This is a genomic window from Pseudomonas sp. P39-UII1 (assembly GCF_039672635.1).
Classification (GTDB): domain Bacteria; phylum Pseudomonadota; class Gammaproteobacteria; order Pseudomonadales; family Pseudomonadaceae; genus Aquipseudomonas.
In genome coordinates this window covers 205,209-221,149 of the sequence record NZ_JBDFPP010000006.1, presented here as the reverse complement: position 1 = coordinate 221,149, position 15,941 = coordinate 205,209, and the positions used below count along the sequence as shown (strand labels likewise).

12 protein-coding genes and 1 tRNA gene are annotated in these 15,941 nt (G+C 61.2%); 9 read left to right on the top strand and 4 right to left on the bottom strand.

What is annotated here, in order from left to right; translation table 11 throughout:
* Window positions 1–100 precede the first annotated feature (100 nt).
* The 3 genes from ABEH27_RS11265 to ABEH27_RS11255 are packed head-to-tail and all read left to right on the top strand — an operon-like array spanning window position 101 to window position 4,103.
* Window positions 101–1,372 carry a YeaH/YhbH family protein gene (locus ABEH27_RS11265; RefSeq protein ID WP_346613655.1) on the top strand — a complete coding sequence of 424 codons (1,272 nt, stop codon included), beginning with the start codon at window positions 101–103 and terminating at the stop codon, window positions 1,370–1,372.
* Window positions 1,369–2,937 carry a SpoVR family protein gene (locus tag ABEH27_RS11260; protein ID WP_346613654.1) on the top strand — a complete coding sequence of 523 codons (1,569 nt, stop codon included), beginning with the start codon at window positions 1,369–1,371 and terminating at the stop codon, window positions 2,935–2,937. Before ABEH27_RS11265 ends, ABEH27_RS11260 begins: the two co-directional genes overlap by 4 nt.
* A gap of 59 nt (window positions 2,938–2,996) precedes the next feature.
* Window positions 2,997–4,103 (top strand): multifunctional CCA addition/repair protein, encoded by a 1,107-nt coding sequence (locus ABEH27_RS11255; RefSeq protein ID WP_346613653.1) that lies wholly within the window; start codon window positions 2,997–2,999, stop codon window positions 4,101–4,103.
* Between the two features lie 61 nt (window positions 4,104–4,164).
* Here ABEH27_RS11255 and folK read toward each other — a convergent pair whose 3' ends face one another.
* Complete coding sequence (gene folK, locus ABEH27_RS11250; RefSeq protein WP_346613652.1) at window positions 4,165–4,674, bottom strand: 2-amino-4-hydroxy-6-hydroxymethyldihydropteridine diphosphokinase; 510 nt, start codon at window positions 4,672–4,674, stop codon at window positions 4,165–4,167.
* Window positions 4,665–5,021, bottom strand: coding sequence for a dihydroneopterin aldolase (folB, locus tag ABEH27_RS11245; RefSeq protein ID WP_346613651.1), 357 nt, complete (start codon window positions 5,019–5,021; stop codon window positions 4,665–4,667). The genes folK and folB overlap by 10 nt, the downstream gene beginning before the upstream one ends.
* A gap of 74 nt (window positions 5,022–5,095) precedes the next feature.
* On the opposite strand from folB, the gene plsY reads away from it, so the two are divergent.
* A complete protein-coding gene (plsY, locus tag ABEH27_RS11240; RefSeq protein ID WP_346613650.1) occupies window positions 5,096–5,665 on the top strand; it encodes a glycerol-3-phosphate 1-O-acyltransferase PlsY in 570 nt (189 codons plus the stop codon).
* A gap of 17 nt (window positions 5,666–5,682) precedes the next feature.
* Here the strand turns inward: plsY and tsaD are convergent, their stop codons facing one another.
* A complete protein-coding gene (gene tsaD / locus ABEH27_RS11235; protein ID WP_346613649.1) occupies window positions 5,683–6,708 on the bottom strand; it encodes a tRNA (adenosine(37)-N6)-threonylcarbamoyltransferase complex transferase subunit TsaD in 1,026 nt (341 codons plus the stop codon).
* A 204-nt stretch (window positions 6,709–6,912) separates the two neighbouring features.
* Between tsaD and rpsU the strand changes: the two genes are divergently transcribed.
* The 5 genes from rpsU to ABEH27_RS11210 all read left to right on the top strand — a co-directional run bounded on the left by rpsU (window position 6,913) and on the right by ABEH27_RS11210 (window position 15,285).
* Window positions 6,913–7,128: a 30S ribosomal protein S21 gene (rpsU, locus tag ABEH27_RS11230; RefSeq protein ID WP_003255575.1), complete on the top strand. Its 216-nt coding sequence runs from the start codon at window positions 6,913–6,915 to the stop codon at window positions 7,126–7,128.
* A gap of 298 nt (window positions 7,129–7,426) precedes the next feature.
* Window positions 7,427–9,409 (top strand): DNA primase, encoded by a 1,983-nt coding sequence (gene dnaG / locus ABEH27_RS11225; RefSeq protein ID WP_346613648.1) that lies wholly within the window; start codon window positions 7,427–7,429, stop codon window positions 9,407–9,409.
* Window positions 9,410–9,476: 67 nt separating this feature from the next.
* The gene (gene rpoD / locus ABEH27_RS11220) at window positions 9,477–11,327 is read left to right on the top strand and encodes an RNA polymerase sigma factor RpoD (protein WP_346613647.1); all 1,851 of its coding nucleotides are present in this window, start codon (window positions 9,477–9,479) and stop codon (window positions 11,325–11,327) included.
* A gap of 121 nt (window positions 11,328–11,448) precedes the next feature.
* On the top strand, window positions 11,449–15,192 hold the full coding sequence (locus tag ABEH27_RS11215) for an EAL domain-containing protein (RefSeq protein WP_346613646.1): 3,744 nt from the start codon (window positions 11,449–11,451) through the stop codon (window positions 15,190–15,192).
* A gap of 16 nt (window positions 15,193–15,208) precedes the next feature.
* Window positions 15,209–15,285: transfer RNA gene (locus tag ABEH27_RS11210), tRNA-Ile, on the top strand.
* A 57-nt stretch (window positions 15,286–15,342) separates the two neighbouring features.
* On the opposite strand, the gene ABEH27_RS11205 is transcribed toward ABEH27_RS11210, so the two are convergent.
* Window positions 15,343–15,903, bottom strand: coding sequence for a serine acetyltransferase (locus tag ABEH27_RS11205; protein ID WP_346613645.1), 561 nt, complete (start codon window positions 15,901–15,903; stop codon window positions 15,343–15,345).
* Window positions 15,904–15,941: the final 38 nt, after the last annotated feature.

Genomic DNA, 15,941 nt, shown 5'->3' with positions numbered 1-15,941 from the left:
CGCGCCCAAGGCTGCAGTGGCAGCCGCGGGCGGCGGCAGCTGCTTTTACGCGCAGCTCGTAGCTTGAAGCGTGCAGCTGTTCCCAGCTACCGGAGGGACCATGAGCTACGTAATCGACCGACGCCTGAACGGCAAGAACAAGAGCACGGTCAACCGCCAGCGTTTTCTGCGGCGCTACCGTGACCACATCAAGAAGGCCGTCGAAGAGGCTGTGAGCCGCCGCTCCATCATGGACATGGAGCATGGCGAGCAGATCAGCATTCCAGGACGGGACATCGATGAACCGGTATTGCACCACGGTCGTGGCGGCAAGCAGACCATCGTGCACCCCGGCAACAAGGAATTTACCGCCGGCGAACACATCCCCAGGCCCCAGGGTGGTGGCGGCGGCGGTGGCCGCGGCAAGGCAGGCAATTCTGGCGAAGGGATGGATGAGTTTGTCTTCCAGATCACTCAGGAAGAGTTTCTCGAGTTCATGTTCGAAGACCTCGAACTGCCCAACCTGGTCAAACGCCACCTGACTGGCGCTGACACCTTCAAGACCGTACGTGCCGGTATCGCCAATGAAGGCAACCCGTCACGCATCAACATCGTTCGTACCCTGCGTTCGGCCCATGCCCGGCGCATTGCCCTGACTGGCAGCAGCCGCGCCTTGCTGCGCGAGGCGCAGAAAGAACTGGACCGGTTGAAAGTCGAGGAACCAGACAACTTCACCGATATCCAGGAAGTGGAGCAAGAGATCGATCGCCTGAAGGCACGCATCAATCGCCTGCCCTTCCTCGACACCTTCGACCTCAAGTACAACCTGCTGGTCAAACAGCCCAACCCCAGTTCCAAGGCCGTGATGTTCTGCCTGATGGACGTGTCTGGCTCGATGACACAGGCCACCAAAGACATCGCCAAACGGTTCTTCATCCTGCTGTACCTGTTCCTCAAGCGCAATTACGACCGCATCGAGGTGGTGTTCATTCGCCACCACACCAGCGCTCGCGAAGTGGATGAGGAAGAGTTCTTCTACTCACGCGAGACTGGCGGCACCATCGTTTCCAGCGCGCTCAAGATGATGCAGGAGATCATGGCCGAACGTTACCCGGCCAGTGACTGGAACATCTACGCTGCACAGGCCTCCGACGGCGACAACTGGAACGACGACTCGCCCATTTGCCGGGAGATCCTCTCCAAACAGATCATGCCGCATGTGCAGTACTACACTTACGTCGAGATCACCCCGCGTGAGCACCAGGCGTTGTGGTACGAGTATGAGCGGATCGGCGAGGCTTTCCCCGACACATTCGCCCAGCAGCAGTTGGTATCGGCCGGCGATATCTACCCGGTCTTCCGTGAACTCTTCCAGCGCAGGTTAGCCACATGACCGCCAGAGCACAGAGACGCCAACCCATATCCACCGGGTCAGAGTGGACGTTCGAGCTGATCCAGACCTACGACCGGGAAATCAGCCGCCTGGCCGAACGCTATGCCCTGGATACCTACCCCAACCAGATCGAGGTGATCACTGCCGAGCAGATGATGGACGCGTACGCCTCCGTCGGCATGCCGCTGGGTTATCACCATTGGTCCTATGGCAAGCAGTTCCTGAGTACCGAGAAATCCTACAGCCGCGGCCAAATGGGCCTGGCGTACGAGATCGTGATCAATTCGGACCCGTGCATTGCTTACCTGATGGAAGAAAACACCATGTGCATGCAGGCACTGGTGATCGCCCATGCCTGCTATGGCCATAACAGCTTCTTCAAGGGCAATTACCTGTTCCGCACCTGGACCGATGCCAGTTCAATCATCGACTACCTGGTGTTTGCCAAGCAGTACATTGCACAGTGTGAAGAGCGCCACGGGATCGATGCCGTCGAAGACCTTATCGACTCGTGCCATGCCTTGATGAACTACGGCGTGGACCGCTACAAGCGCCCTTACCCGATTTCCGCCGAGGAAGAGCGGCGTCGGCAGAAGGAGCGTGAAGAACACTTGCAGCGCCAGATCAACGACCTGTGGCGTACCATCCCCAAAAGTGCCGAGAAAGGTGGCGAACGCGATGATGCGCGGTTCCCCGCCGAACCCCAGGAAAACATCCTTTATTTCATTGAAAAGAACGCACCACTGCTCGAACCCTGGCAGCGTGAAGTGGTGCGCATCGTGCGCAAGATTGCTCAGTATTTCTACCCGCAGCGCCAGACCCAGGTCATGAACGAAGGCTGGGCTACATTCTGGCACTACACGCTGATGAACGACCTGTACGACGAGGGCCTGATCACCGAAGGTTTCATGATGGAGTTCCTTCAGTCGCACACCAGCGTGGTCTACCAACCTGGTTTCGACAGCCCCTACTACAGCGGCATCAACCCCTACGCCCTGGGTTTTGCCATGTACACCGACATCCGTCGCATCTGCGAGAACCCCACCGAGGAAGATCGCCGCTGGTTCCCCGACATTGCTGGCAGCGACTGGCTATCGACCATCAAGTTCGCCATGAGCAGCTTCAAGGATGAAAGCTTCATCCTGCAGTACCTGTCACCCAAGGTGATCCGTGACCTCAAGCTGTTCAGCATCCTCGACGACGATCAACGCGACGACCTGCTGGTACCCGCCATCCATGACGAGGCCGGCTACAGGGTCATCCGCGAGCTGCTGGCAGCTCAATACAACCTTGGCAATCGCGAACCCAACGTGCAGATCTGGAGCATCGACCGCCGTGGCGACCGCTCGCTGACCCTTCGCCACCAACAGCACAACCGCAAACCGCTGGGCGATTCCACCGAAGAAGTACTCAAGCACCTGCACCGCCTGTGGGGCTTCGACATCCATCTGGAAACCGTGCAAGGCGATCAAGTGGTCAAGACCCACCACATGCCGCCCCGGGGCGAACACGGCGATAGCGGCGACTATGGCCGCATGGACCTCGCCGTCATCCATCACCTCTAGCTTGTACGCCACCCATTACTGCCGACAGGGTATCCTGTCGTCAGTAATGGAGGCTGCACATGCACATCTACAAAGTCGGCGGCGCAGTACGCGACCGCCTGCTCGGGCGCCCGGTCAGCGATATCGACTGGCTGGTGGTCGGCGCTACCGTCGAAGAAATGCACGCCAAGGGCTTTCGCCCGGTCGGTGCCGACTTCCCGGTTTTCCTGCATCCCAAAACGGGCGAGGAATATGCCCTTGCGCGCACCGAGCGCAAGAGCGGGCGGGGCTATGGTGGTTTCACCTTCCATGCAAGCCCCGACGTCACGCTGGAAGAAGACCTCATCCGTCGCGACCTCACCATCAATGCGATGGCTGAAGACGAACAAGGCAATGTGCTGGACCCGTATCAGGGTCAAGCCGACCTCGAAAATCGCCTGCTGCGCCATGTTTCCCCGGCATTCGCCGAAGATCCCCTGCGCGTCTTGCGTGTCGCCCGCTTCGCTGCGCGCTACGCGCCGCTGGGGTTCAAGGTGGCAGATCAAACCCTGGAGCTGATGCGACGCATCAGTACTTCGGGCGAACTGCAGGCGTTGACTGCAGAACGGAGCTGGAAGGAGATCGAGCGGGCACTGATGGAAGACGAGCCTCAGGTGTTCATCCAAGTGTTGCGCGACTGCGGGGCCTTGAAGCAGCTCATGCCTGAGCTTGAGCAGGGCTCAACCTCACTGGCTGCGCTCACCCAGGCCGCCAGGCATCATCAGCCCCTGCACGTGCGCTGGGCATGCCTGCTGCACGGCTTGGATCAAGCCTCGATCAAAGCACTCAACCAGCGCTTCAAGGCGCCGCGTGAATGCCAGGAGCTATCCACGCTGGTGGGTGAGTTTGGCGGGCAGGGACGCCGGGCTTTCGAGCTCGAGCCCGAGACGTTGCTGGAGCTGCTGCAGAAGTTCGACGTTTACCGGCGCCCGCAGCGGTTCGAGGACTTTATCAACGCGTGTGAAATGGAAGCACTGGGCAAAGAGGTTCACGCTTATCCACAAGCTGACTACCTGCGTGGTGCGGCATCAGCAGCCAGGGCGGTGGATGTGAAGCCGCTGGTGGAGGCAGGCCTGAAGGGCCAAGGGCTGGGCGAGGCGCTAAAGCAGAAGCGACTTGAAGCGCTCATAGCGTACACAACCCGCTGACCAACCCGTCCTGTGGGAGCGTTCCTGCCGGGGCGCCCCACGAAAGGGGCGCGAAAGGCCGTCAAGCCTGGGTCAGCTGCAACCCCCGCCACTCGAACGCTACTGGCGCCAGGACCTGGTCAATATGCGCCTGCTGCCACAACTGCCCCATGGTCTGCCCTACACCGGGGTGCACCAGCTCAGGCGCAAGCAACGACAACGGCCACAGCACGAACGCATTCTTCAGAATCTCCGCCCGGGGCAGCACCAGGCCTTCGAAACTGCCCAGCAAGCTGTCGTACATCAGCACGTCGATGTCCAGCGGCAAACCCTTGCGGTCAGGCGCATAGCGACCGTTTTCCGCCTCGATGAACTTGAGCCGACGGCCCAGTTCCATCAACGGCAAATCGGTCTTGCCAGTCACCACAAAGTTGATGAACGGACCACTCTTGATCCCTACCGGCTGGCTCTCGAACGCAGGAGAACAGCGCATTTCGGTGAGGATAGCCGCCAACGCATCGAGCCCTGCACACAGGTGCGTGTGACGGTCGATGTTGCTGCCAAGGCCCAGGTAAACCGTGCTCAGAGACATCCGCGCTCGATCTCCACGCCTACACCGCCACGGGCCGCAGGGACCGCGCCCGGCTTGGTCAGCTTGAGACGCACCCAGGGAATGTGGAACTCTGCCATCAAGGTGGCCACCAAGCGCTCGGCGAATGTCTCCACCAGCTCGAAGCGCGCCTGCTCGGCAAAGGCCTGGATACGCGCCGAAACGCTGGCGTAGTCCAGCGCCAGGTTCAGGTCATCGCCGGCCGCTGCCGGGCGATTGTCCCAGGCAAAACTCAGGTCCAGGCGCAGGCACTGGCGAATATCCCGTTCCCAGTCATAGGCACCGATGACGGTATCGACTTCCAGGCCTTCGATGAACACTCTGTCCAAGCACTTCTCTCCACAGCACGACAAGGGCGACTGGCGCCGTTAGAATCAGGGCGTCCTCGCCCGGAATAGTTAGCATGTTTTGGTTACTGGCGCTGCTCGCCTACCTGCTCGGCTCGCTGTCCTTTGCCATCGTCCTAAGCCGCCTTTCGGGCAGCCCGGACCCACGTTCCAGCGGTTCGGGCAATGCCGGCGCCACCAACATGCTACGCCTGGCGGGCCGTAAAATGGCGATCCTGACCCTGCTTGGCGACCTGTGCAAGGGCTTGTTGCCCGTGTTGATCGCACGCGGAGCCGGGCTTGACCTGCAAGCGCAGGGCTGGGTCGGCGTCTGCGCCGTGCTTGGCCACCTGTTCCCCGTGTACTTCCGCTTCCAGGGCGGCAAGGGCGTAGCGACTGCGGCAGGCATGCTGATGGGCCTTTATTTCCCCGCCGCACTGCTGGCGATCAGCGCCTGGCTACTGACCTTCTACCTCAGCCGTACCAGTTCGCTGGCGGCGCTCATCGCAACACCTCTGACCCTACCACTGCTGGCCTGGCGCGAGCCCGAGGCGCTGCTGCCGATCAGCGTGCTCACCCTGATGATCGTCTGGCGGCATCGCAACAATCTGCGCGACCTGTTCGCCGGGCGCGAACGTCACTTCTGACATTCGCGTAGGCTCATTCACAGCGGCGGCAACTGCTCCATCGGCCAGCGCGCCTGCACGCTGATCGCCAAGTCCTGCTGCTGCCCGGCCAATAGCCGTTGGCAACCCGCGTAGGCGATCATCGCGCCGTTATCGGTACAGAACTGCGGGCGGGCGTAGTACACATTGCCTTTGATGCTCGCGAGCATGTCCTCGAGGGACAGGCGCAGCGCTTTGTTTGCGCTCACGCCACCGGCAATCACCAAGCGCTTGAGGCACGTCTGCTTCAGTGCGCGCTTGCACTTGATGGTCAGAGTGTCCACCACCGCCTGCTGGAAGGCCAGGGACACGTCGCAACGGGTTTGCTCATTGTCGTCGCCAGCATCGCGGCATTGCTGCCAAGTGTTCAGGGCGAAGGTCTTGAGCCCGCTGAAGCTGAACGCCAGGCCCGGGCGGTCGGTCATTGGCCGCGGGAATACGAAGCGCCCCGGTACGCCTTGCTCGGCAAGCCGAGCGATTTCCGGGCCGCCTGGGTAATTCAGGCCGATCAGCTTGGCAGTCTTGTCGAATGCTTCACCTGCAGCGTCGTCCAGGCTCTCGCCCAGCAGTTCGTATTGGCCGATGCCATCGACGCGAACCAGCTGGGTATGTCCGCCAGACACCAACAAAGCGACGAACGGAAATTGCGGAGGGTTTTCCTCCAGCATGGGGGCCAACAGATGGCCTTCCATGTGGTGTACACCGATCGCCGGGATGTCCCAGGCAAAGGCTAACGCCTGCGCGCACGAAGCACCGACCAACAGGGCACCGACCAGGCCAGGACCCGCGGTGTAGGCGATGGCGTCGATCTCGGTGGCCACGCACCCCGCCTCCTCCAGCACCTGGCGGATGAGGGGCAGCATGCGCTTGACGTGGTCACGCGAGGCAAGCTCGGGCACTACCCCACCAAACACGCGATGCAGGTCGATCTGGCTGAACAGCGCGTCAGCTAACAAACCGCGCTCACTGTCGTATAATGCGACGCCGGTTTCGTCGCAGGATGTTTCCAATCCCAGTACTAGCATGGGCTCGTCCCTTGTGGGGGCTGAATTCGAAGCCGCGCATGATAGTCCCCGTGCCGGGTGCCGACCAGCGGTTTTCGATCAGAGGCTTTGCATTCCGGCGTACTAAGGGTTAACATCCGCAACCCTTGAAAACCGACGTTCTCCAGCACACCTTTGTTTTGCCAGGAGCACGTCTACCCCGGTAATGAATTAAGGTAGCCCTGGATGCCAGCCGTCAAAGTTAAAGAGAACGAACCCTTCGACGTAGCTCTGCGTCGTTTCAAGCGCTCCTGCGAAAAAGCCGGTGTACTGGCTGAAGTTCGTAGCCGCGAGTTTTACGAGAAGCCGACCGCCGAGCGTAAGCGTAAAGCAGCTGCTGCTGTTAAGCGTCACGCCAAGAAAGTTCAGCGCGAACAGCGCCGCGCCGTTCGCCTGTACTAATACAGTACAAGCGTTCTACGCAAAGCTTCTGCCCTGCCCGGCTACCGCCGGGCCGTTGGCAGCGGTTTGTTTCAAACCTTGAGCAGCTAGCACAAGGCGTCCGCCGCACCTGTAGCGGGCAAAATGCTACAAACGTCAGAGCTGGTTCCCACCAGTCGTGCACGTCCTGACTGACGAACCTCCGGTTTACCTGGCGGTTACCGACGAGCACATATTCCCTCGCACTTCCCCTAGCAGCACTCCACCCAAACGGCGCGCTAGCGATTAGACTTGCCAGTTGCCAGATGACGAGACTGCCATGGCCGGGCTGATTCCCCAAAGCTTCATTGATGACCTGATCAACCGCCTCGACATCGTCGATGTGGTGAGTTCGCGCGTCCAGCTGAAAAAGACCGGCAAAAACTACTCGGCCTGCTGCCCGTTCCACAAGGAGAAAACCCCCTCCTTCACGGTCAGCCCCGACAAGCAGTTCTACTACTGCTTTGGCTGCGGCGCCGGCGGCAATGCCCTCGGCTTCGTCATGGACCACGACAACCTGGACTTCCCCCAGGCCGTCGAGGAACTGGCCCGTGCCGCCGGCATGGAAGTGCCCCGCGAGGAGGGGCGACGCTCGCAGAAGCCACGCCAGCCGACCGACTCCCCGCTTTATCCGCTACTGGACGCCGCCTCGGAATTCTATCGCCAGGCGCTGCGTAGCCACCCGACCCGCAAGGCGGCTGTGGATTACCTCAAGGGTCGCGGCCTGTCGGGCGAGATTGCCCGCGACTTCGGCCTGGGCTTCGCGCCACCGGGCTGGGACAACCTGCTCAAACACCTGGGTGCCGACACGCTGCAGCAGAAGGTGATGATCGACGCCGGCCTGCTGATCGAGAACGCCGAGAGCGGCAAACGCTACGACCGCTTCCGCGACCGGGTGATGTTCCCGATACGCGACAGCCGCGGGCGCATCATTGCCTTCGGCGGCCGCGTGCTGGGGGACGACAAGCCCAAGTACCTGAACTCGCCCGAAACCCCGGTCTTTCACAAGGGCCAGGAACTGTACGGGCTGTACGAGGCGCGCAAGCACAATCGCAACCTCGACGAGATCATCGTCGTCGAAGGCTACATGGACGTCATTGCCCTGGCCCAGCAAGGCCTGCGCAATGCCGTAGCCACCCTGGGCACCGCCACCAGCGAAGAGCACCTCAAGCGCCTGTTCCGTGTGGTGCCCAGCGTGCTGTTCTGCTTCGATGGCGATCAGGCCGGGCGCAAGGCCGCCTGGCGCGCCCTGGAGTCGACCCTGTCGGCCCTGCAGGACGGGCGCCGCGCGCGCTTCCTGTTTCTGCCCGAAGGCGAAGATCCGGACAGCCTGGTGCGCGCCGAAGGCACCGATGCCTTCATGGCTCGCATCAACCAGCATGCCCAGCCGCTGGCGGACTATTTCTTCGAGCAACTGAGCGCGGAGGCCGACCCCCGCTCGCTGGAAGGCAAGGCGCACATGGCGACCCTGGCTGTACCGTTGATCGAAAAGGTCCCGGGCGCCAACCTGCGCCAGCTGATGCGCAATCGCCTGAAGGAAATCACCGGCCTCGACCCGCAACAGGTAGAACAGCTGGCCCAGCAGGCTCCTGCCGCAACCAGCGTGCCGGACTACGACCCTGGCTACGATTACGACGCCATGGCCAGCTACACCCCCGACTACGGCGACATGCCGCAGCACGATTACGCGCCGGCACAACAAGAGCCGCAGTGGAAGCCGAACAAGGGTGGCGGCAAGAAGCCGTGGAGCGACAAGCCCTGGGACAAGAACCGCAAAGGCGGCAAGCCCTGGCAGCAACGAGACGAGGCACCACCACGCACGCCGGCACCGGTCGAGCCCCCGACGCTCGCAGCCTTGCGCACGCTGCTGCACCACCCGCTGCTGGCCGGCAAGGTCGAGGACGCCAGCCACTTCGCCGGCGAAGAACACCTCTACAGCCAATTGCTGGTAGCGCTGATCGAAGCCGCGCAGAAAAATCCTGGGCTAAGCTCAATGCAGTTGATCGCACGCTGGCACGGCACCGAACAGGGCCGCCTTTTGCGGGCGCTGGCGGAAAAGGAATGGCTGATCGTGGCCGACAACCTTGAACAACAGTTTTTCGACACTATAACTAGCTTGACCGCCCGCCAACGCGAGCGAAGCCTGGAACAACTGCTCAGGAAATCACGTCAAAGTGAGTTGACCAGCGAGGAAAAAACCCAGCTTCTCGCCTTGCTGAGCCGGAATGTTCCCGCACAAACGCCGACCTCATCTGGCGCGTGAGGCCCATGCTCGGGTATAATCCTCGGCTTGTTTTTTGCCCGCCAAGACCTTCAGTGGATAGGGTGTTATGTCCGGAAAAGCGCAACAGCAGTCTCGTATCAAAGAGTTGATCACCCGCGGTCGTGAGCAGGGCTACCTGACTTACGCGGAGGTCAACGACCACCTGCCTGAGGATATTTCAGATCCTGAACAGGTGGAAGACATCATCCGCATGATCAACGACATGGGGATCAACGTATTCGAGAGTGCTCCGGATGCGGATGCCCTTCTGTTGGCGGAAGCCGACACCGACGAAGCCGCGGCCGAAGAAGCCGCAGCAGCGTTGGCGGCCGTTGAAACCGATATCGGCCGCACGACCGACCCAGTGCGCATGTACATGCGCGAAATGGGCACCGTCGAGCTGCTGACCCGCGAAGGCGAAATCGAAATCGCCAAGCGGATCGAGGAAGGCATCCGTGAAGTCATGGGCGCCATCGCTCACTTCCCGGGTACTGTCGACTACATCCTCAGCGAATATGAACGCGTCACCACCGAAGGTGGCCGTCTGTCCGATGTTCTCAGCGGTTATATCGACCCTGACGACAATATCGCCGCTCCGACCGAAGAAGTGCCGATCCCTGGCGCCAAGGCCGCAGCTGCGAAGGAAGAAGACGACGACGAAGAAGAAAACGCCGAAAGCAGTGATGACGAGGAAGAGGCCGAAAGCGGTCCGGACCCGGTCGTCGCAGCCCAGCGTTTCGGTGCCGTATCCGATCAGCGCGACATCACCCTCAAGGTGCTCAAGAAGCATGGTCGCGACCATGCCGAGAGCATCGGGGCGATGCAGGCTCTGGCCGATCTGTTCATGCCGATCAAACTGGTACCGAAGCAATTCGAAGTACTGGTCGAGCGGGTACGTGATGCATTGAGCCGTCTGCGTCAGCAAGAGCGTGCGATCATGCAGCTGTGCGTACGTGATGCGCGCATGCCGCGTGCCGACTTCCTGCGCCTGTTCCCGGGCAACGAGACCGACCAGACCTGGAGCGGTGACCTGGCCAAGCGCAGCACCAAATGGGCTGCTGCCCTGGGTGAGAAGGACGCCGCCATTGTCGCTTGCCAGCAAAAGCTGATCGACCTCGAGACCGAGACCGGCCTGACCGTCGTCGAAATCAAGGACATCAACCGTCGCATGTCCATCGGTGAGGCCAAGGCCCGCCGCGCCAAGAAAGAAATGGTCGAGGCGAACCTGCGTCTGGTGATTTCCATCGCCAAGAAATACACCAACCGTGGCCTGCAGTTCCTTGATCTGATCCAGGAAGGCAACATTGGCTTGATGAAGGCGGTGGACAAGTTCGAATACCGTCGCGGCTACAAGTTCTCGACCTATGCCACCTGGTGGATTCGTCAGGCGATCACCCGCTCGATCGCCGACCAGGCCCGCACCATCCGTATTCCGGTGCACATGATCGAGACGATCAACAAGCTCAACCGCATTTCCCGCCAGATGCTGCAGGAAATGGGTCGCGAACCGACCCCGGAAGAGCTCGGTGAGCGCATGGAGATGCCTGAGGACAAGATCCGCAAGGTGCTGAAGATCGCCAAAGAGCCGATCTCCATGGAAACACCGATCGGTGACGACGAAGATTCGCACCTGGGCGACTTCATCGAGGACTCGACCATGCAGTCCCCGATCGATGTAGCCACGGTCGAAAGCCTCAAGGAAGCGACCCGCGACGTGCTCTCCGGCCTGACCGCACGCGAAGCCAAAGTGCTGCGCATGCGTTTCGGTATCGACATGAACACCGATCACACCCTTGAAGAAGTCGGCAAGCAGTTCGACGTGACCCGTGAACGGATCCGTCAGATCGAAGCGAAGGCGTTGCGCAAATTGCGCCACCCGACGCGCAGCGAGCACCTGCGATCCTTCCTCGACGAGTGATGACAAACCCCGGCCCAGGCCGGGGTTTTTCTTATGTGACAGATGGTCATGGCAACTAGCTACCCACCGAGCTGAATGCCCGTCTACACTCGACTTCAGACCATCTGAATGCGAGGCTGCCATGCCGCCAATGCCGGCCATTCTGTTGCTGCTCCTGATCTTGTGGAACACAACGGCCGGCGCCCTGACCCTGACAGACGAGGAAAAAACCTGGCTGGCTGCACACCCGCAGTTGAAGCTGGGCGTCGACGCCTCCTGGCCACCATTCGAGTTTCGAGACCAGGAAGGCCGGTACCAGGGATTGGCCGCCGATTACATCGCCTTGCTCCAGGAACGCCTGGGTGTGACGCTCAAGCCCATCGAGCCCAGCAGCTGGACCGAGGTGCTGACGCAGGCGCGCGAAAGCCGCATCGACCTGCTGCCCGGCATCATGTCGACGCCCGAACGCCAGGGTTATCTGGCTTTCACCCGCCCCTACCTGGATTTTCCGATCGTCATTCTTGCTCATGAAGGTGGCCCGCAACCGCACACCCTCAAAGACCTGTACGGCCTGAAAATCGCCGTGGTAGAGAACTATGCCCCCCACGAGTTGCTGCGTACCCATCACCCAGACCTCAACCTGGTGGCCCTGCCCAACGTCAGCTCGGCGTTGCAGGCGCTGGCTACCGATGAAGTGGATGCCGTGGTCGGTGACCTCGCCTCAAGCATCTGGAGCCTTCGCCAACTCAAGCTCGACGGTTTGTACGTCAGCGGCGAAACGCCCTACCGTTACCAGTTGGCCATGGCCGCGCCGCGCGACAAGAAGGTCCTTGTCGGCATTCTCGACAAGGTCATGGCCGACATGTCCAGCGAGGAAATCAGCCAGATCCAGCAACGCTGGGTGGGCAACGTAGTGGACCAGCGCACCTTCTGGCACGACATGCTCATGTATGGCCTGCCGGCCGTCCTGCTGCTCATCGCCATCCTCGCGGTGGTGATACGCATCAATCGCCGGCTCAGCTCGGAGATTTCCAGGCGTATCGCCCTGGAACAGGAACTGCGCAGCAGCGAGTACCACTACCGCGGCCTGATCGAAAGCCTGTCCGCCATTGCCTGGGAGGCCGATGCCAACGATTTCACGTATAGCTACGTCTCGCCCCATGCCGAAGACCTGCTGGGCTACCCCTTGCATGATTGGCTCAAGCCGGGCTTCTGGCGCAGCATCCTGCACCCGGAGGACGCGCTCTGGGCCCAGGCCTACTGTGAAAGCGAAACAGCCGCCGGCCGCGACCACAGCCTTGATTACCGAGTGATGCGCGCCGATGGCCAACCCCTCTGGGTGCGCAACATCGTCAGCATGATCGAGCACGGGCACCGACCGCTGATGCGCGGGCTGATGATCGACATCAGCGAAACCAAGCGCACCGAAGATGCCCTGCGCCTGTCGGAACAGAAATTCGCTTCGGTGTTCCAGCAATGCCCTGACATCCTGCTGATCGCCCGCCATAGCGACGGCTGCCTGCTGGAGGTCAACGAAGCCTTCGAGGAGCAGATCGGCCTGAGCCCCGGGCAAGTGATTGGCCGCACCGCCACCGAGCTTGACCTGTGGGGCGTGCAAGACACCGGGCCAATACTGCTGGAGCGCCTGCACCAAGGTGGCATCCGTAATCTGGAGATGAGCTTCCGGCGCAGCAATGGCCAACTGTTCACAGGCCTAACCTCAGCCGAAACCTTCGAGCTCGACGGCACCCTGGCCTTTGTCGTGGCGGTGCGGGATATCAGCCAGCTGAAGGAAACCCAGCAGCAATTGCAAACGTCCGAAGAGAAGTTTGCCAAAGCCTTCCATGCCTCACCTGACGGGCTGCTGCTGTCGCGCCAGAGTGATGGGCTGCTGGTCGAGGTCAACGAAGGGTTCTGCCGCCTGACCGGCTACGACCTCAACCCGACCATTGACCAGACCTCGTTCGACCTGGGGATCTGGGTGGACCTCAACGAACGCAAAAGGCTGATCGACCAGCTTGCCCGCGATGGCTTCGTGCGCGACTTCAGCTGCCACATCCGCCGCAGCGACGGGCAGATCCGCCTGTGCGAGCTGTCTGCCCGGCCGCTGCCGATTGCTGGCGTCGACTGCATGCTGACCATTGCCCGCGACATCACCGAGCGCCACCTGATGCAGGAGAAACTGCAACTGGCTGCCACCGTGTTCGAAAATACCGCCGAAGGCGTGCTGATCACCGACATCGACCAGCGCATCAGCGCGGTCAACCGCGCCTTCAGCGAGATCACCGGCTACAGCGAAATCGAAGCCCTCGGCCAGACCCCGCGCCTGCTCTCTTCCGGCCAGCATGACAGCGCCTTCTACGCCGCCATGTGGCACCAGCTCACCGCCGAAGGCCACTGGCAAGGTGAGATCTACAACAAACGCAAGAATGGCGAACTCTATCCGGGCTGGCTGACCATCAGCGCCGTGCGTAACAGCGACCGCGAAATCACGCATTTCGTCGCCGTATTTGCCGACATTTCCAGCATCAAGCACGCCCAGGCCAAGCTTGACTACCAGGCCCACCACGACCCGCTCACTGGCTTGCCCAACCGTGCCCTGTTCGAGAACCGCCTGCAGTCCGTGCTCACCTGCTCACAGGTCTCCAACCGCCAGGGCGCGGTGCTGTTTCTCGACCTCGACCGTTTCAAGCACATCAACGACAGCCTTGGCCACCCGGTCGGCGACTTGCTGCTCAAAGGCATCGCCCAACGCCTCAAGGAGCAAGTTCGCGATGTCGACACCGTGGCCCGCCTGGGTGGTGACGAGTTCATCATCCTGCTCCCCGGGCTGCACAAACCCAGCGACGCCAGCGCCATCGCCAACAAGTTGCTGGCCTGCTTCAGCGCGCCGTTCCAGGCCGGCGAACACGAGTTCTTCACCAGCGCCAGTATCGGCATCAGCCTGTACCCACAGGACGGCACCGACGTCGCCACGCTCATACGCAACGCCGACGCCGCCATGTACCGCTCCAAGGCCAAAGGCCGCAACCGGGTTGAAGCCTACACCCGCGACCTGACGGCCCAGGCCAGCGAGCGCATCGCCCTGGAACACGAATTGCGCCGCGCCGTCGAGCGCAACGAAATGAGCCTGTGCTACCAGCCCAAGTTCAGCCTCAAGACCCAGACCCTGGTCGGCGCTGAAGCGCTGATCCGCTGGAGCCACCCGACCTTCGGTGAAGTGCCGCCGGAACACTTCATTCACCTCGCAGAAGAAAACGGCACCATCCTGCAACTGGGGGATTGGGTACTGGAGCAGGCCTGCCGGCAGATGCACCACTGGAAGATGGACTACCAAGGCTTCGGCCCCTTGTCGATCAACCTGGCTGGCGCGCAGCTGCGCCACCATGGCCTGGCCAAACGCATCGAGCAGTTGCTCAAGACCTACCAGCTCAAGGCGGGCGATCTGCAACTGGAAATCACCGAAAACTTCATCATGAGCCAGGCCGAAGAAGCACTGGCCGTATTGCACCAGCTCAAGCAGCTGGGGGTGCAACTGGCGATCGACGACTTCGGTACCGGCTACTCGTCACTGAGTTACCTCAAGCGCCTGCCGCTGGACATTCTCAAGATCGACAAGTCGTTCATCCGCGGCCTGCCAGACGACCCTCACGATGCCGCCATCGCCCGCGCCATCATCGCCCTTGGGCGCAGCATGCAGCTGACCATCATTGCCGAAGGGGTGGAGAATCAGGCACAGCAGCGCTTCCTGGCTGCCGAAGGGTGTGAACAGATACAGGGTTACATCGTCAGCCTGCCGCTACCGCCAGACGAATTTGCAGCGACGTTTCTTCGTTTAGCACTATCCGATCTTTCGGATGGCACGCTTTCGAAACCCTCGTTATAATCCCGGCACTTACTGAGGGCCTATAGCTCAGTTGGTTAGAGCAGAGGACTCATAATCCTTTGGTCCACGGTTCGAGTCCGTGTGGGCCCACCAGACATGAACAAGCCGCGCCATGCGCGGCTTTTTCATGTCTGCTATTCGGCAACCCCCTCAGGCTTGCCCGGCCCTTGGCTGTATCGTGGTTTGGCGCGGGTTGTAGAAGGTGTTGTTGGCCGGAATATCCCGCGTTACCAGGGACATGGCGCCGATCACCACGTTGTCGCCGATGCTGATCCGGTCGGCCACGATGCAGCTATTGGCGCCCAGACTGACGTTGTCGCCAATGCGCAATGCATACTGGTCCAGGCCAAGCGTCTTGATGCCGATCGAGCAGTTCTGGCGAATGAAAAAGTTGCGCCCGATGTTCACGTGGCGGGTTATCACGACGCCAGGCAAGTGGGCAATGCGCAGGCCTGGAGCGATCTGCGCGCCAATGTCGATGTCCACCGCGTACTTGAGGTTGAGACGTTGCTGCATGCGCCGGGCATGGCGCCTGCCCAGGCCGCCGCGGGCATCGAGGTATTGGGCCAGGCGGTAGGCGAAGAGAAAGCGCAGCTTGTTGTCCTTGCGCGTTCGGCGCAGGACATTGAAGAACAGGCTGACGCGGCGCCCGGGCTTTTTCTTGTTGGAGACTTCCTGTCGCCAGCATTCCAGCAAGGTTTCGAAGTTCACGCGGTGGGTCCAGTACAGTCGGCCGTTTATCATGCCGC